This window comes from Cryptosporangium arvum DSM 44712 (assembly GCF_000585375.1).
GTDB lineage: Bacteria > Actinomycetota > Actinomycetes > Mycobacteriales > Cryptosporangiaceae > Cryptosporangium > Cryptosporangium arvum.
In genome coordinates this window covers 1076420-1094243 of the sequence record NZ_KK073874.1, presented here as the reverse complement: position 1 = coordinate 1094243, position 17824 = coordinate 1076420, and the positions used below count along the sequence as shown (strand labels likewise).

At 72.7% G+C, this 17824-nt stretch carries 11 protein-coding genes; 5 read left to right on the top strand and 6 right to left on the bottom strand.

The annotated features are described in order from the left end of the window. Positions 1-105: 105 nt before the first annotated feature. The 3 genes from CRYAR_RS04975 to CRYAR_RS42720 form a co-directional block, all read right to left on the bottom strand. Entirely contained in the window at positions 106-1701 is a 1596-nt protein-coding gene (locus CRYAR_RS04975; RefSeq protein WP_035848723.1) for a DUF885 domain-containing protein, read from the bottom strand. 604 nt (positions 1702-2305) lie between these two features. After that, a complete protein-coding gene (locus CRYAR_RS04965) occupies positions 2306-2989 on the bottom strand; it encodes a response regulator transcription factor (protein WP_035848720.1) in 684 nt (227 codons plus the stop codon). Then, positions 2986-4593 (bottom strand): sensor histidine kinase, encoded by a 1608-nt coding sequence (locus CRYAR_RS42720; protein ID WP_051569764.1) that lies wholly within the window; start codon positions 4591-4593, stop codon positions 2986-2988. Before CRYAR_RS42720 ends, CRYAR_RS04965 begins: the two co-directional genes overlap by 4 nt. Before the next feature lie 133 nt (positions 4594-4726). Between CRYAR_RS42720 and CRYAR_RS04955 the strand changes: the two genes are divergently transcribed. After that, the gene (locus CRYAR_RS04955; RefSeq protein WP_035848719.1) at positions 4727-6559 is read left to right on the top strand and encodes a PAS domain-containing sensor histidine kinase; all 1833 of its coding nucleotides are present in this window, start codon (positions 4727-4729) and stop codon (positions 6557-6559) included. An 88-nt stretch (positions 6560-6647) separates the two neighbouring features. After that, positions 6648-7640: a matrixin family metalloprotease gene (locus CRYAR_RS42715; protein WP_051569763.1), complete on the top strand. Its 993-nt coding sequence runs from the start codon at positions 6648-6650 to the stop codon at positions 7638-7640. Between the two features lie 263 nt (positions 7641-7903). Here the strand turns inward: CRYAR_RS42715 and CRYAR_RS04945 are convergent, their stop codons facing one another. Both CRYAR_RS04945 and CRYAR_RS04940 read right to left on the bottom strand, forming a co-directional pair. Next, positions 7904-8941, bottom strand: a complete 1038-nt coding sequence (locus CRYAR_RS04945; protein WP_051569762.1) for a nucleoside triphosphate pyrophosphohydrolase — start codon at positions 8939-8941, stop codon at positions 7904-7906. Positions 8942-8946: 5 nt separating this feature from the next. Then, on the bottom strand, positions 8947-9531 hold the full coding sequence (locus CRYAR_RS04940) for a SurA N-terminal domain-containing protein (protein ID WP_169744995.1): 585 nt from the start codon (positions 9529-9531) through the stop codon (positions 8947-8949). Positions 9532-9697: 166 nt separating this feature from the next. Between CRYAR_RS04940 and CRYAR_RS42710 the strand changes: the two genes are divergently transcribed. Then, on the top strand, positions 9698-12115 hold the full coding sequence (locus tag CRYAR_RS42710; RefSeq protein WP_157017371.1) for a protein kinase domain-containing protein: 2418 nt from the start codon (positions 9698-9700) through the stop codon (positions 12113-12115). Here CRYAR_RS42710 and CRYAR_RS04930 read toward each other — a convergent pair. Then, complete coding sequence (locus CRYAR_RS04930; protein WP_051569760.1) at positions 12112-12912, bottom strand: serine/threonine-protein kinase; 801 nt, start codon at positions 12910-12912, stop codon at positions 12112-12114. The genes CRYAR_RS42710 and CRYAR_RS04930 overlap by 4 nt on opposite strands. A 125-nt stretch (positions 12913-13037) precedes the next feature. Here CRYAR_RS04930 and CRYAR_RS04925 point away from each other — a divergent pair, with 125 nt between their 5' ends. Next, positions 13038-15029 carry a cation:proton antiporter gene (locus tag CRYAR_RS04925; RefSeq protein ID WP_211247268.1) on the top strand — a complete coding sequence of 664 codons (1992 nt, stop codon included), beginning with the start codon at positions 13038-13040 and terminating at the stop codon, positions 15027-15029. Positions 15030-15147: 118 nt separating this feature from the next. Continuing rightward, complete coding sequence (locus CRYAR_RS04920) at positions 15148-17214, top strand: hypothetical protein (RefSeq protein ID WP_035848715.1); 2067 nt, start codon at positions 15148-15150, stop codon at positions 17212-17214. The last annotated feature ends 610 nt before the right edge of the window (positions 17215-17824 follow it).

The window sequence follows — 17824 nt, the reverse complement described above, 5'->3', positions numbered from 1 at the left end:
GCTCCTCAAGGTCGGGGCGTTCGCGTTCGGGCGGTGGCCCGCGCTCTTCCCTCGCAGCGTAGTCGCGGCCGGTAACCGACACGCGCACTGGTGCCCTAGAACGGTTCAGACGTCGAGGAGCGTCCTCAGGTGGCGCGGGGACGGAGAGCCGTGGGCGAGCATGCGGTCGTGCCAGGTTTTCACCGGCACGTCCGACGGGCGGGCCGCGGCGACTGCGCTCACCTCGGTGTAGCCGACGAAGTACGTGGAGAGCTGGCCCGCGGTGAGCAGCGCCCGGCGCCACTTCCCGGCCGCCTCGCGCTCCTCCTGGAAGCCCTTGTCCAGCATCAGCGCCATCGCGTCGGCCTCCGCCAGGCCCTCGGCGTGCACGAGCTGGTCGAGCAGCGCGTTGATCGTCATGCGCAGCTGCATTTTGAGCTGCTGCATCCGCACCTGCGGGCCGCCGAAGCCGGCGTCGACCATCATCTCCTCGGCGTAGACCGCCCAGCCCTCGACGAACGAGCCGGACATGCAGAGCGCACGGGCACGGGTGCCGGCCCGGAACCGGCGGGCGTGCGAGAGCTGCAGGAAGTGCCCGGGTACGGCCTCGTGCACGGTCAGGTTGCGCAGCATGTGGTCGTTGTACTCGCGGTAGAACGAGTCGCGCCGGTCGGCGGACCAGTCGGCCGGGGTCGGCGCGATCGCGTAGAACGTCGGCAGCGGCGCGGTCTCCAGCGGGCCGGGGGCGTCGCAGTAGGCGATCGCCACGCCCCGCGCGAACTCCGGCATCTCGATGACGCGGCATTCGTCGTCGGTGAGCGAGACCAGGTCGTGCTCCCGGACGAACTCGATCGTCGCGCGGAGGCCCTCCTGGGCGCGGGCGAGCACGGTCGCGTCGTCCGGGCGGTCGGCGGCCAGCGCGTCGAGGGCGGCGCGCACGTCGTCGGTGCCGGTCAGTTCTTTCGCCGCTTCGCGGATCTGTTCGCCGACGTCAGCCAAGCGCTTCTCGGCCGCGTCGAGCAGCGCGCCCGCGGTGAGTTCCGAGTCCAGCTCGTGCCAGAGCTTGGCCTCCCAGCGGCGACGCCCCAGCCGGGCCTCGCCGACCGCGGTCTCGAGGTGGTCGGTGAGCCAGGCGCGGTGCCGGTCGAGCGCGGCCAGCGCGGCGGTGCGCGGTGCGGTGACGTCGAAGCCGGGCACCTCGGCGGCGAGCCGGGGCACGTCGTCGGTGATCAGCGCGGCCGTGCCCTCGAGCTGGCCGAGCGCGGTCTCGACGTGGATGCGCGGGCAGTCACGCAGGACGTTCTCGGCGGTGGCCAGTGCGTCCGGGATCGTGCGGAGCCGGTCGACGAGCGCCTCCAGGCGTTCGGCCGGCGGGGCGAACTCGCGGGTGATCAGCCCGTCGAGCAGCGCGCCCGGGTTGTGGACGAGCGGGTTCCACTCGTGTTCGCGCAGCTCGGTGAGCGCGAACAGCCGCTCGTCGACGGCGGACGCGAGCAGTTGCACGTCGACGGCGTCCTCGGGGCCGAGGTCGTCGGGGTCGATCTCGACGAGCGCGTCGGCGTCCTCGCGCAGGCGCCGCACCCGCTCGGCGACCGCGTCGGCCGAGTAGTCGGGGAGCTCGTGATCGGTGCGGTGGTCACCGACGTAGTACGCCGCGACCGGGTCGCCCCCGAGCAGATCGTCGACGACGGCCTCCGCCGTCTTGCGGAACTCACGCGTCATGACGCGCAACCCTACTGGGGCCTCAGCAACGCGTTGGGCACCACGGAGAAGGGCCGGGGTCCGTCCACTCGTAGTTCCGTGTTTGCTCCGGCTGCTGCGATGGTGACCCAGCGCGAGTCCTCCAAGGCCTGCCATTCGAGGTGGACGTCGAGCGAGTCGGTTAAATACGCCTCCAAGAAGACGGGGGCGCCCGCTTCGCGGTACTCCCGCCGCTTCCGGTTCATCTCCGCGAGAGTGGTGGTCGGCGACCACCTCGACAACGGCGCTCGGCACGCCGACAAATGTCGTTGCGTTCAACAACGCGTCCCCATCCACCAGCACATCGGGGAATCGCGCGGTCAGCATCGCTCCGTCTTCGGCGAACTCCAGGCCCCACTGCACAGGTGGCGACGCGACAGCACCGGGCCACTGCCGCATGAACTCCTGAGCGAGCCGGTAGCTCACGAAATGGTGCGGATTCCCACCCACGCGTCGCATCACGAACTCCCCGTCGACAACTTCGACGCGCCGGCCCGGGCCCGCAGCCTCACAAGCGGCGAGCCACTCCTCGACGGTGACCCCGAACCTCCGCATCGGCCTACTCATAGGCACGAGCCTATCAGTCTCACGCCGGGGGGCGGTAGCGGTAGCCGACTCCTCTCACGGACTCGATCGGGGAGTCGGACGGGTCGGACCAGCCGAGGCGGCGGCGTAGGCGCAGCACGGCGAACTTGACGCGTTCGGCACCGATCCCGGTCGGGTCGTCCCACACCTGCGAGAGCAACTGCGACGGAGAGAGCACCGCGCCCTTGTGCCGGGCCAGCGTGTTCAGCAGCCGGAACTCGATCGGCGTCAGGTGCACCGACTCCCCGTCCACGGTCACCGACCGGCGCACCGGGTCGAGCTGGAGCCGGCCGTCGTCGTAGATCTCCTCCGACCAGTCCGGCGCCGACGAGCGGCGCAACAGCGCCGTCACCCGGGCCAGCAGCTCACCGTTGGTGAACGGCTTGGTCAGGTAGTCGTCCGCACCTCCGTGCAGGCCGCGCACCTTGTCGCGCTCCTGCCCATGGGCGGTCAGCAGCAGCACGGGGACATCCGAGATGTCACGCACCCGCTCGAGCACCTGCCAGCCGTCCATGATCGGCAGCCCGATGTCGAGCACCACCAGGTCGGGCCGGACCTTGTGCACCAGCCGCAGGCCCTCCCGCCCGTCCTGGGCGTGCTCGACGTTGTGTCCGGCACGCTCGAACAAGAGCTTCAGCCCGAGTGCGATATCCGGATTGTCCTCGACAACCAGTAGTTTGCTCACCGGTCCCCCTCGCGGTCGCCGACCCGGCGCTGCGGTAGCCAAACGGCCACCGTCGTCCCCCTGCCGAGCTCGCTCGTGATCTCCATCAACCCGCCGTGGCGCTCCACGATCGCCTTGCTGATCACCAGGCCGAGGCCGGTGCCAGGATGGCTGTGCTTCTCCACGTTCGACGCGCGATGGAACGCCTCGAAGATCCGGTCCAGATCTTCGGACGGAATACCGATGCCACTGTCGGTCACCGACAGCCGCCAGCCGTCGGCTGCGGGATGGCACCGCACGGTCACCTGTCCACCGGCCGGCGTGAACTTCAACGCGTTGCCGATCAGGTTCCCGAGCACCTGGTTGACTCGGAGCTCGTCACAGGACATCACCGCGTCGCCGGACACTTCTGCCTTCAGCGTGACGTCGGCGGCCTGCGCGATCGGAGCGCGCTCGGCGACGGCCGAGCGCACGAGGTCGGGAAGGATGACGCGGCTGGGCACGAACTGCAGCGTCCGCGCCTCCAGCCGGGAGAGCAGGAGCAGGTCCTCGATCAGCCGCAGCAGCCGATCGGCGTTGCGCTGGATGACCTCGATGAACTGACGCTGCTCGTCGTCGAGTTCGCCCCAGTCGGGCTGGGCCAGCAGGTTGCTGAACGTGACCACCGAGGTCAGCGGGCTACGCAGCTCGTGCGAGACGCTCGCGACGAACTCGTTCTTCGCCGCGACCAGGGCCGAGAGCGCCTCGTTGCGCTCCTCGAGGCTGCGCTGCGCGTTCGCCCGCGCGGTGACGTCCCACGCGTGCAGCAGTGCGCCGCCGCCGGCGCCGACCGGGACGACGTCGATCTCCACCACCCGGCCGCCGACGAGCATCAAGTCGGTGTCGAGTGCGGTCCACGGCTCGGCGAGCAGCCGGTCGAGCCGGTCGGCGACCCGGTCGGGAGCACGCATCGCGCCGGCCATCCGGCGCAGCAGCGCCCTGGCGTCGGTGCCGTGGTAGCGGTGCGGCGGGCCCGGCACGTCGAACAGCTCGATCAGCGCGCGGTTGGTCACCGCGACCCGCCCGCCGCCGTCCACCAGGAGGATTCCGACGGCAAGCGTCTCGATCAGCCGTTCCAGGCCCTCGTCCGTCTCGCTCAGCGCCCGTTCGGCGTCCCGGGCCCGGCCCACCTCGACGCCGTAGTAGACGACACCGCCGACGTCGGGGTCGTGCACCCGGCCGCGGACGGTCGTGGCCAGCTCGAGCCAGGAGCCCTGCGCGGTCCGTACCCGCACCGGGATCGACTGGGCCGGCTCCCGGCCGTCCCGGGCGGCCCGGAACGCTTCGAGCACGCTGCGACGGTCGGCCGGGTGGATGAGCGAGAGGAGCCGCGTGCGGGCAGGCAGGTCCGCCGAATGGCCCAGCCCGCGGGTGAACGTGTCACCGAGCGCGGTCCAGGAGCCGTCGGGGTAGACGATCGCCACCGCGGCGCGCGCGGCCTCGACCACCGCCCGGAACAGCTCCGGACGCTCCGAGCCGCGGACGAGCCGGGGTTCCGGGCGCGCCGAAGGGGCGGCCGCACGAGCCGCCGCCCCGACTGTCACGGCTCTACCGGCCGCGACGCCCCCGTCCGTGACCTCGGCCACGCCCCTCCTCCGCCGGCGGGCGATCAACCGCCGCACGCGACACGAAACTCACTTTTCACTAGTTTTGCGTATCTTTCTCATAGTAGAGACTATCTGCGCAGATTGACACACGTAACGCCCGAGAGGAGTGCGGATGGAGCCGGCCACGCCGGTACCCACGATTCCTCTCGCCGCGGTCACGGTCGACGCCGACGGCCGCGTCCTGACGTTCCCCCGCAGCGCGGAACTGCTGCTGGGGCACGCGCGATCGGAGGTCCTGGGCCGGACGCTGGGAGAGCTGATCGTTCCGGCGCGTCTGCGCGACGGCACCGACGACCCGCTCGGCCCGCTCTACGACGCGTGCGCCGGCCCGGACGGGGAGGGCCACCGCGAACTGCCGGCCCGCCACGCCGACGGCAGCGAGATCCCCGCCGACCTCCTGGTGACGCCGCTGAACGGAGGCGGCTACACGGTGGTGGTCGCCGCGCTCGCGCCGCGGGCCGACGTGCGCCGCCAGTCGGAGTGGTTCCACCGCGCGCTGGTCGGGCGGTCCCCCGTCGTCATGCTCGTGTTCGACCCCGACGGCCGGTGGCGCTGGTCGTCGCCGGCCGCGGTCCGCCTGATCGGGCCGGGCGCGCCCAGCACCGAGGCGGCCGCGTCGATCGTGCACCCGGAGGACTTCGGCACGATCCGCACGCTGTTCGCCGCCGCGGTCGACGCTCCGCTGCCCGGCGGCGGCCGGCTGAGCGGTGCCGAGCCGGAGACCGTCGAGGTGCGGTTGCGCGGCCCGAACGGCACCGACTGGCGCTGCTACGCGCTGACCATCCAGAACCTGGTCGACGAACCCGCCGTCGAGGGCATCGTCATCTACGCGATCGACGTCACCCGCGCGGTCGACGCCGAGCGCCGCGAACAGCTGCACAGCGCACGCATCGACACGCTCATCGGGTCGCTGCGGGTCGGGATCCTGGTCGAGGACCCCGACCGGCGCGCCGTGATGGCGAACACCGCACTGCCCCGGGTCATCGGGTCGCCGGTACCGGCCGAGCGGCTGATCGGCGAGCACACCGCCGAGCTGCTCCCACCGGCCGAACTCTTCGCCGACCCCGCCGCGCTGCGCGAGGAGACCCTGCGGTTCCTGGAGCAGGGCCGGCCCGCCAGCGGGACCGAGTTCACGCTCACCAACGGCCGGGTGATCGCCCGCGACTACGCCCCGATCCACTTCGACGGCGCGGTCGCCGGCCACCTCTGGGTCGTCCGGGACGTCACCGATCAGGCGACGATCCGCCGCGGACTGGAGGAGCGCAACCGGGTGCTGGCCGAGGTGGCCACGCTCAAGACCGAGTTCGTCGCGGCCGCCTCCCACGAACTGCGCACGCCGCTCACCTCGATCGCCACGTTCAGCCAGATGCTCGCCGAGGAGCCGGAAGCCCCCGGCGACCAGCGGCAGATCGCGCTTGAGGCGATCGCCCGCAACGCCAACCGGACGCTGCGCATCGTCGACGACCTCCTCACGCTCGCCGGGTTGGAGGGCGGCACGCTGCCGCTGGTCCTGCGCGGCGTGCACCTGCCCGACGTCGTCGGTGAGGCGGTGGACGCGTTCGCCGAGCACTCCGAGGTCACCGTCGATCTGGCCGGCAACGCCACCGGCCCGATGCTGCGTGTCGATCCGGCCCGGTTCCGCCAGGCCGTCGAGGCGCTGCTGACGATCGTCGCCACCGCGCACGCGGGCACCCGGATCGACGTCCGGGTGACGTTCGCGGCCGCGCACTGGACCGTGCGGGTGGGTTCCCCTTCGGCGCTCGCGGCTGGCGACCACCTGTTCACCACCGGCGACCGCGGCGCAGGCAACGCGCTCTCGTTCCTGATCGCCAGGGCGATCGTGTCCCGGCACGGCGGTCAGCTGGCGACACCCCGCGGCGGCCAGACCGACGCGTTCGCGATCAGCCTCCCGGTCCGCCCGCACCTGCCGGAAGCCGACGCCTGAGTTGCAGGCGCGGTGACCCGGATCCGCGCTCCCGATCGGAAACTTTGCCGCACCGCCCGGCGCACTGGGGGCTTCCGACGTAGAGGGCATGCGTAACCTGCTGACTCTCCGGTCCTCCGCCCCGACGATCTCGGTCGCCGCGCTGGTCGCTACCGCCGCGGTCACCGCAGGCATTGCCACCGCCCCCGCCACCACCACCGCCGCCCCGACCGGCCCCAAGCTCGTCGCCGCCGACGCCGAGACCGACCTCACGACCGTCACCACCGCTGGTGACACCATCCGCTACCAGGGCCTGACGGTCCGCATCCCGGCCGTCGGCGAGGGTGTCCAGGCCGCCGCGCAGAGCACCTCCGGCGACATCTCGATCACCGTGAGCCGTTCCGACGACGGCTCGCTCGCGGTCAAGACCGACGCCCACGTGCACGGCCAGGCCGCCGAGGAGGAGCACGGCGAGGCGCAGGCCGTCAACGCCACCGCGATCCGTCCGGCCGCCGCCAAGACCTGCAAGGACGCCGCCTACGCGCTCTCGGGCTGGAAGCTTCCGAGCTTCAAGTGGTACTACAACCCGGCCGGTGCGCCGGGGTCGGTCCGCAGCTCCGCGGTCGCCGCGATCGCCGCCGGCACCACCGGCCTGACCAAGGCCTGCGGCCAGAAGAGCCTGAAGCTCGTGCCCTCCTACGGTGGTTCGACCTCGGCCGGTGTCCAGGTGGGCGCGGCCGGCAACTGCACCGGCAACGACGGCCGCAACGTCATCGGCTGGCGCGCCGGTACCGGCAAGTGGCTGGGCATGACCTGCACCTACTTCAAGACCATCAAGGGCAAGAAGACGGTGACCGGCACCGACACCGCGCTCAACACGCAGTACAAGTTCTTCACCGCGACGAAGAACTGCAGCAACGCCTACGACCTGCAGTCGGTCGTCCTGCACGAGCGGGGCCACTCGCTCGGCCTCAACCACGTCAGCCAGGCTTCGCACGCCAGCGCGGTCATGACCCCGGCGCTCTCGGCCTGCTCGGTCGGCAAGCGCACGCTCGGCCTCGGCGACTACAAGGGCCTCGCGGCGATGTACGGCACGCGCTGAGCGTCGCAACCTGAACGCACCCCGGGAGCACCCTCCGTGCTCCCGGGGTTGCTCATTGTTAGGGGTGTCAGCGCCCCGGGTGCCTCCCAGCAACGCCGGTCCGCCAACCGGCCGGGGCCGCTGACGACCCCGGGCAACGTCGCCCGGGCCCTACGCGCCGTCCCCCGCGCCATCGCCGCCGCGGCTCCGGGACGCGACCCACCGAGAATCGGCCGTTCACGAACAGGAGCGGCAGGCCGCGGTGGTACGGCCGGGGTCGGTCCTCAGGAGGGGGTTGACCGGCCCCGGCCATCGCGCGCTTCGACGTCGCGCCGCTCGGCGTCCCGGACGTCTTCGGCGTACCGGCGGGCAGCCGCACGCAGTGCGGCTTCCGCGTCCAGGCCGGCCTCGTCACCCGCGGCGACGAACGCGAACAGTAGGTCGCCCAGGGCGTCGGCGGTCGCGGGAGCGGTGACCGACGGCGGGAGCGCCGGTGGCGGAACGGCCACCCCCGCGCGACGCGCCCGCGACAGGTACTTGGCGGCCAGCGAGAGCGCCGGCTGCGACTGCGCCACCCCGTCCAGCGCCGAGTCGCGCTTCTTCTCCGCCTTCTTGATCGCTTCCCAGTTCGTGTGCACCTCGTCGGCGCCGGACACCGCGCGGTCGGCGAACACGTGCGGGTGCCTGCGGACGAGCTTCGCGACCAGGTCACCGGCGACGTCGTCGATGTCGAAGCCCTCGTCGGGGTCCTCCGACGCCACCCGGGCGTGGAACGCGACCTGGAGCAGCACGTCGCCGAGCTCCTCGCGCAGCGCGTCGAGATCCCCGTCGAGGAGCGCGTCGTAGGCCTCGTACGCCTCTTCCAGCAGGTACGGCCGGAGCGATTCGTGGGTCTGCTCGGCGTCCCACGGACAGCCGCCGGGCGAGCGCAGCCGATCCATCACCGACGCGACGTCGAGCAGCCGGGCCCCCGGCGGATCCCACGACCCGTAGAGCACCTCGACCTGGTAGTCGAGGGCCGGGTCGGCCGCGAGCCGCTCGGCCAGTACGGCGGGAAGCGGATCGTTCGCCCCGGCCAGCCACACCGCGGCGCCGGCTTCCGAGGGGGCGGTCTCGGCGGCGCGGCGGAGGGCGGTGAGGGCGGACCCGGGGTCGGAGCCGACCTCGGCGACCGGGACGCCGGCCGCGCGGACCGCGTCGGACAGCGGCGACGGACCGGCGGCGAGCACCGGGTGCGACCGCACCGCGTCCCACCCGTCGGCGGTCAGCAGACCGGCCGGCAGCCGGGGCGAGGTGACCAGAACGATGAGGCGAACGACCACGTCGGCTACAGCGCGTCCGGCGACGCGGGCTTCACCGCGGAGTCGGAGCTACCGAGCTGCGGCACCTTCTCGAGGTCGAACTTGCCGTACCGCGGGTTGACGGTGACCGGATTGTCGCCCTCGGCGGCCTGCACGGCGTCCGAGTACTTCTTCTCGGCCGCCCCCTGCGAGGCGGCACCCTGCGACGCCCACTGGCTCAGCTTGAGCCGGTGCGCCTGGAACTCGGCCATCTGGTCGAGCGGCAGCAACGCCAGATCACCGGTGACCATCTGGCGCTGCGGCTCGATCTGGGCCTTGACCTGCGCGACCTCGCCCGCGGTGACCGGCACTCCCGCGTCCTTGGCCGCCTCGCGCAGCAGCTCGATGAAGACCAGCATGCTCACCAGCCGCGGCTTCACCTCGGCGCGGTTCTGCGCGACCAGCTCCGACGACAGCGGATCCTGGGCGGCCTGGTCGAAGTAGCCGTCGATCTGGTCGACGGTGATCTCGTCGCTGCCCACATAGGCCGCGACGGTGGGATCGGACTGACACGAGGACAGGCCGATCAGCAGGAGGGGGACGGCAGCGACGGCCAGCAGACGACGGAACACCACACGCTCTCAACGCTCAGCGCACGAACGGTGCGATCACCGTCCGTGCTCTTGGGTCAGGGCGGAACGTCGGCCACTGTACGGGTATCCCCCCAGAACCTCACGCAAGACCTACGGGTTACGGGTGTGTTCGCCGAGACGAGCCATCACATGACAACCTTGAGGCGTGCTCAGCCCAGGATCCCGTCTCGCGACCTACGAGGTGCGCAAGCGCCTCGCGGTCGGCGGCATGGGAGAGGTGTACCTGTGCCGGCACCGGCTGCTCGATCGTGACGACGCGGTCAAGGTGCTCCGTCCCCACCTGGTCGCCGACCAGGCGTTCCGGCGGCGCTTCCTCCGGGAGGCACTGTCCGCGGCGCGGCTGCGCCACCCCCACATCGTCACGGTCTACACCGCCGACGAGGTCGACAACCAGCTCTACCTGGCGATGGAGTACATCCCCGGCGCCGACCTCGCGGCCATCCTCGACCACGAGCAGGTCCTCGAGCCGCGCCGCGCCGTCCGCCTGCTCGACCAGGTCGCGGACGCGCTGGACGCCGCCCACCGCCTCCAGATGACCCACCGGGACGTCAAGCCGAGCAACGTGCTCGTCGAGCGTCCCGGCTCCCCCGATCTGCAGCCCGGCGGCCCGCACGGCGGCCCGGAGCACGCGTACCTGGTGGACTTCGGGCTGAGCAAGAGCGCCCAGCAGATGGACCAGGACATCACGATGACCGGCCAGGTCCTCGGCACGGTGGCCTACATCGCCCCCGAGCAACTGCAGGGCGCGACCACCGACGGGCGCACCGACCAGTACTCGCTCGGCTGCATGACGTTCGAGATCCTCACCGGTCAGCTGCCGTTCGCGCGCGACAACCAGGTCGCGACGATCACCGCGCACCTCACCACGCCCCCGCCGCTGCTCACCACCCTCCAGCCCGACCTGCCCACGGCCGTCGACCGGGTCGTGGCCCGCGCGATGGCCAAGTCGCCCGAGGAGCGGTTCGCCACCTGCAAGGAGTTCGTCGACGCGCTGCGGTCGGCGGTCGAGACCGGTGAGACCACTGTGGTGCAGAAGCCGCCGCCGCGGCTCGACCGGCGCACGCCGAGCGGCGCCGAGGCCCGGCAGGAGCAAGCCTGGGCGAACCCGGCGAACCAGGGCGCAGCGGTCGTCGCGGACTCGCTCGGCGACCAGGCGCCGCTGCGCATCGCCGCGCGTCGGCCGGTCGATCGCACGCCGCCGCCACCGCCGTCGGGTCCGGTCGGGGCGGTCGAGCCGCCGCCCGTCGTCACTCCGAGCGCCGAACCGGAGGCCCCGGCCGTGCCCGGCGACCCGGCCGCGCCGCCCGGGTTCACGCTGCCCGACGACACCCCGTTCGGTCTGCCGCCGCTGCACGACCTGCCGCCGGACCGCAGTGCCGGCAACCCGTACACCCGGCCGGGCGCACCGCCGTCGGGCATCGTCGGCCGCACCCCGGCGCCGTCCTCCGGCGTGCCTCTCTCCGGTCCGGCGCCCACGTCCGGAGGTGGCTACCGCTCGTACCCGGCCGGTGCGCCGCTGCCCTCGGGCCCGACCCCGGCCGGCCGGACGCTCGACAGCCGGCTGTACCTGGCCGTGGTCGGCGGGCCGGACGCCGGGCGGCTGGTGCCGCTGCCCGACGGCGAGCGCAAGGTGCCGATCGGGCGGGTCACGCTCGGCTTCACCGTCAGCGGGTGGACCGTGCAGGTGGCGGGCGAGACCGATTCGCAGGTCAACGGCGAGCCGCTGCACGGCGTCCGGCAGTTGACGCCCGGCGACCTGCTCACGGCGGGTACGGCGCTGATGGAGGTGCGCTCGGCCCGGCACCTGGCCCGGCTGGCCCCGAACTCCCCGCCGCCCGACCCGGTGACGCTCGACCGGGTGGCGCGCGACCGGCTCGCCGGTGCGGTCCGCGGACCACAGCACCCGCAGGCGCTCGTCACCCGGATCGGCTGGCTGGCCCGGCGTCCCCCGGTGCCGATCGCGGTGCCGGTGGGCAACGCGGGAGGGATCGCGATCCGCGGCCCGCTGCCCGCCGCCGTACCGCTGGCCCGCTGGCTGATCACTCAGGCCGCGGTGCTGCACGACGCCCGTGACCTGAGCATCGCGGTCGCCGCGGGGGTCACCGACGACGAGCGGTGGGCGTGGGTGCAGTCGCTGCCGCACGCGCGCCCGGCGACGCCGCCGCTGGCCGGCCCGCACGTGGCGCCGACCCGTGACGCCGCGCTCGATCTGACCAGCCGGCTACGCCAGCTGGTCGAGGTGCGGCGGGCCGCCGCGGCCGACCCGCGGGCGCGGCAGCTGCTCTCGCTGCCCCGCGTCCTGGCGGTGCTCGACGACCGGCTCGGCGGGCCCGACGCCGAGTTCGTCACCGCGGTCGGCGGCAACCTGGGGGTGCACGTGGTGCGCCTGCTGCCGCCGGAGGCACGGCCCCCGGCGAGCTGCCGGCTCTGCATCGACCTGGACCCGAGTGGACAGACGCTGACGGTGTGGGTGGCCGGGCGCAACGGCGCCCAGAAGGGCGTGCCCGACGGCGTGAGCGCACAGTACGCCCACGAGGTCGCCGAGCTACTGGCCGAAGGCTAGGCGGTGACCAACGCTTCGAGTCGCTCGGCGACCGCGAGGGCGGTGGCGGGGCGTTCGGTGCGGTCGGGCGCGATCGTCCAGGACACGATCTCGGCGAGCGAGTCGTCGAGCCCAGGGTCGATCGACGGCGGCGACGAGAGCACCTTGCGCAGCGCGAGCACCGGGTCGTGGTCGGGCAGCTCGCCGTGCAGGCCCTGCTGCGTCAACGCGTAGTGCAGCGTCACGCCGAGCGAGTACACGTCGCTCGCGCGCGACGGCGGCTCGCCGTGCAGCACGTCCGGGTCGACGAACTCGATCGAACCGAGCGAACCCATGCCGGTCAGCGTCATTCCGGGCGCCAGCACCTGCGACAGCCCCAGGTCGGACAGCTTGCCGCCCTCGGGGTGCAGCAGCACGTTGCCGGGCTTGATGTCCCGGTGGACGATGCCGGCCTCGTGCAGCGCGTGGGCGGCCCGGGCGGCGTGCGCGACCGCACGCAGCGTCGCCGACTCGTCGAGGAGGTACGCGGGCTCGGCGAGCGACCCGTCGGGCAGGTACTCCATCGAGTAGTAGAAGACCCCGCCCTGCTGACCGGCGTCGTAGAGCGTCACGAGGTGCTCCGACCGCACCGCGGCGAAGGCCGACAGCTCGCGGGTGGCGCGCCGGAACACCTCCTGGGTGGTGGAGCCGGACAGCACCTTCACCGCCACCAGTTCCGCCTCGACCGGCAGCCGGGCCGGCGTCTTGGCGAGGAAGAACTCACCGTGGTTGCCGTCGCCCAGGGACCGGACGAACTCGTAGTCGGCGATGCCCTCCACGTGCCTCTCCTTCAAGAGTCTGCTTCCCGACGGACTCGGAACACGGCCCCTCGGCGATGTGAAACTACCGGCCGGAGCCCGATCCCAAGGTCGGCTACCGGACACGGAACAAGGAGCTTCCCGCTGTGACTGCGCACGATGTCGGCTTGCTGATGCTCGATCTGGCACTGATTCTCGTGCTCGCACGGATCGGCGGTTGGTTGGCCCAGAAGGTCGGCCAGCCTCCGGTCGTGGGCGAAATCATCGCCGGAATCGCGCTCGGCCCGACCATCATCGGTCCGCACCTGTCGACGTTACTCGTCCCCATCGACGTTCGGATCCCGCTCTCCGCTCTGGCCAACGTCGGGCTCGTGCTGTTCATGTTCATCGTGGGCTACGAGCTCGACATGGTGCTGATGCGCGGCAAGGAGCGGATCGCCGTCAGCGTGTCGGTGGGTTCGATCATCCTGCCGTGCGCGCTCGGCATCACGCTGGCGTACTGGCTGGCTTCGCGCCACGACGTCGCCGGTGACGACGTCTTGCCGTTCGTGCTGTTCATCGGCGCCGCGATGTCGATCACCGCGTTCCCGGTCCTGGCCCGGATCCTGACCGACCGCGGCATGCACCGCACCCGCCTGGGCGGCCTGGCGCTGGCGAGCGCGGCCGTCGACGACGTGATCGCGTGGTCACTGCTCGCGGTCGTGGTGACGGTGGCCGGCGCCTCCGCGGAAGCGCAGTGGCACGTGCTGCTGACGCTGCCGTACGTCGCGCTGATGTTCTTCGTCGTGCGTCCGCTTCTGCGCCGGCTGTTGCCGTTGCACACCAGGGCCGGTCGGCTGACGCCCACGCTGCTGGCGGTCGTCCTGGTGGGACTGCTGGTGTCGGCCTACGCGGCCGAGTGGCTCGGCGTGCACGTGATCTTCGGCGCGTTCCTGTTCGGCGCGGTGATGCCGCGCGAGGGCGGCGAGGCGTTGCGCCAGGACATCATGGAGAAGCTCGAGCAGGTCAGCGTGCTCCTGCTGCTGCCGGTCTTCTTCTTCACGTCCGGTATCAAGGTCGACCTGCGCAACCTCGGCCTCGACGGGCTGGTCGAGCTGGCTCTCATCCTGCTGGTGGCGATCGGCGGCAAGTTCATCGGCGCGTACCTCGGCGCCAAGCTGCAGCGGGTTCCCAACCGGCAGGCGTTCGCGCTGGCCACCCTGATGAACACCCGTGGGCTGACCGAGATCGTGATCCTCACCGTCGGCCTGCAGCTGGGCATCCTCAACCAGGACCTGTTCTCGCTGATGGTCGTGATGGCGATCGTGACGACGGTGATGGCCGGCCCGCTGCTCACGCGGTTCTACCCGAAACGGCGGATCGAGCGGGACATCGCCGAAGCCGAGCGGCTGTCGCTGGGCGAGGCACCGGCCACCCGGGTGTTCGTCGTCGTCGACGAGCCGTCGACGCAGGGCGGCGAGGTGGAGATCGCCGGGGCGCTGGTCGGTGCGCGGCGACCGGCCGAGGTCGTCCTCTCCCGGATGCTGCCGTACCGGGCACCGGCGCTGGAAGTCGGCACCGGGCTCTCCGGTGAGCTGCTGGAGATGACCCGCTCGCTGGAGGAACTCGAGGAGCTGGCCGCGCGCGTCCGGCGCGAAGACCTGCCCGCGCCCGTGCTCACCCGTTTCTCCCACGACGTCGAGCACGAGCTGGGGCTGCAGGTCGAGGCGTCCGAGCCGGACGTCGTCGTGGTGCGGACCGGCGCCCACGCGCTGGCCGATCAGGTTCGCGGGCAGCTGGTCACCGTCGGGACGCTACCGGAGACGCCGTCGGCGGTGGCGGTGCGCTGGAGCGCGGACGCCGACGGCAGCGCCGCGCTGCGGTCGGCCGCACTGCTCGCGGCCGCCCGCCGGCTGCCGCTGGTGATCGACGACGGCGAGCGTGCCGGGCGCCGGGCGACCGCGGCGGCCGCCGACCTGGCGCGGCAGGGGCTGATCGCCTCGGCCGACCCCGCGCCGGCCGACGCGCTGGTGGTCGTCGGTGGGGCCGGTCTGGTCGACGGTGCGCACGTCGCCGTGCGTGCGGCGCGCGACACCGACGTCGTCGAGGTGAGCGACTGGGTGGCCGACCTCCCGGCGCCCTCGCCTGCGCTGACGTAGGCCGTGTCCGGTGAACCTCGCTCGCAGCGAGGTTCGCGGGACACGACCTAGGCGCTGGCCGCTCCCGGGCCCGGCGCGGGCGGGGTTCCGGTCGGACCGAGGCTCTATCGTTCGAGGCATGGCGGAAACGAGCGGATCCTCTCCGGACGGTGGTGCGCGCGCGCCGCTGGGCGCGCTGCTCCGGCCGGGCGAACGGCTCGGCTGGGTCTTCCGTGACCGGCACCTGTTCCGCCGCCCGTTCGGGCAGCCGCCGCCGACGATGGGCGAGGTGCCGGCCGACGTGCTGGCCTCCGCCCGCGCCGCCAACCCGCACCTGGTCCGGAACATTGCGATCGCGCTGCCGGCGGCGCTGATCGTCAGCTTCGTCCTGGTCTGCGGTCTGAGCCTCCTGGTGTTCCGGGGCGAGGGCGGCGGCTGGGGCTTCCTGGTGATGATCGTGCTGGTGCTCGCGGTGTTCGGGGTCGCGGGCGGGCTGGTCTGGTGGGGCGCGCACAACGCCGGCACGGCCGCCCGGAGGCCCACCGCCCTGGCGGCCGAACAGCGCGCCCGCTACGACCACGAACTGGCCGACTGGCACACCCGCAAGGCGCAGTTCGAGGTCGCCGAGCAGCAGCGCGCCGAACAGCTCCCGGAGTGGTCGCCGGCCATCCCGCCGCCGCACACGCGGCGGATCGACGTGGTCGGCGGCACGCTCTGGGGGTGGGAGGGGCTGCTCACCGTCTTCGGTTCGTCGACGCTGGCCAGCGGCGGCCGGCTCACCGTGCTCGACCTGACCGGCGAGGGCGTCTGCCGGGAGCTCGCCGAGGTCGCCGCCGAGGCCGAGCTCAGCACCGACGTCCAGCTCTTCCCCGACGATCTGGCCACCGCCGACATCCTGTCCGGGTTGGACCAGCGCCAATTCGTCGACGTGCTGGTGGAGGCCGTGCACGGCGGCGACGGCGAGGGCGGCGGCACCGACCGCTACGGGCGGGCGGCCGACGACCGGGTGCTCGGCGCGATCTGCGCGGCGCTGGCGCCCGGCGGCTTGAGCGTCGCCCGGGTGCTGGCCGCGCTGCGCGTTCTGCTGGGCGAGCCGGCCGGCGCCGACGGGCTCACCGACGCCGAACGCCAGACGATCGCCGACGAGTTGTTCTCCCCCGACTACCGCCGTGAGATCGGGCCGCGGCTCCGGCAGCTCGAATCGCTGCTGCACCCGCTGGCACCGCTGGGCAGCGACGCCCAGCCCCGTCCCGACGCGCAGCTGAGCTGCATCGCGACGCTGAGCACGGGCAGCACGGCCCGGGACGAGGTGCTCGGCGACCTGGTCGTCCAGCGGCTCACCCGGGGCGTGGCCACCGGCGGGCCGTCGGCCGGTCCGCGCACGATCGTGGTCGTGGGGGCCGACGACATCGCCCGGCGGCACCTCGAGCGGCTCTCGGACGTCTGCGAGCGGCGCGGCGTCCGGCTGGTGTACCTGTTCCGGCATCTGCGTGGCACGTCGCTGCAGGTGCTCGGCGCGGGCGCGGTCGGCGTGATGCGGCTGGGCAACCACCAGGAAGCCGCCGAGGCCGCGGAGTTCATCGGGCGGCAGAACCGATTCGTGCTGACGCAGCTCACCCACCAGCTCGGCGGCGCGGAGACGCACAGCACGGCCGAGTCGGAGAGCAAGTCGACGAGCAGCGTGCGCAACCTGTCGCTGCGGCGTCCGTGGCAGTCGATCTCCGGGATGGTCGGGAGCAGTTCACGGTCGTGGCGCAGCACGGCCGGGCACGCCGAGGGCACGAACTGGAACAACAGCGAGACGTACCAGCGGGCCGCCGAGTACACGGTGGAACCGCGGACGCTCCAGGGGTTGCCCGATTACGCGATGCTGCTGGTCACCGCTGATCAGCACGGGCCAACGGTGACGGCGGTGGAGTGCAACCCCGACATCGTGTCGCTGCCCCGGGTGAGCGTCGATCCGCTTCCACCGGCCACGCAGCCGACCGCACTCCCCCGCCCCGAGGGGGTTCAGCCCGGCAGCGCCCGGCCCGGAATGCCGGCGTCGGCCGGGCCGGTGCATGGGCAGGGTGGGCCGCCGCATGGGCCGGGGCCGGGGCACGGCTCGGGGCCGGGGCACGGCTCGGGGCCGGGGCACGGTTCCGGGCCGGGGCACGGGCAGGGGGACGTGCCCCCGGGGTGGCCGCAGCAGCCGCCTGGTCGCTGAGGCTGGGGACAACTGTCGGGACGATGTTCGGCCTGTGGACGGCGGCCTTCGCGGGCCCGCGCGGTCGCACGCTGGACGCATGGCACGCACATCGCACCGCCCGGCCGAGCTCGTCGGGCAGATCTTCCGGGGTTCCGAAGCCGTTCGCCGTGGTCTTCTCACGCGCTCCCAGCTCAACGGGGCGGCCTGGCGGCGCGTTTTCCGTGACGTCTACGTGGATGCGGAGCTCGCCGATTCCCACCGGCTGCGCTGCGCGGCCGCCGGTCTGATCCTTCCTGCCGGAGCCGCGCTGACCGGTCGGTCGGCCGCGTGCGTCGCCGGCCTGCCGATCGGCGAGCCCACCGATCCGGTGTCGGTGATCGTGCCGCCGCCGAATCGCCTGCAGACGCGAGGCATCCGAGCCCGCCAGGCCACTCTTTCGGCCGCGGAGATCCAGCGGTATCCGAACCTCGGGCCAACGCCGCCCCCACCCGACGGCCCGCCGGGCCCGCCCCCGACCGACGGCTCGCCCGGTCCGACTCCGCCCCGTTCGGTCGGCCTGAACTCGGCCGGCAGACCGGCGGGCCCGACCTCGGCCGGCATACCGACGGGCCTGAACTCGGCTGGCATA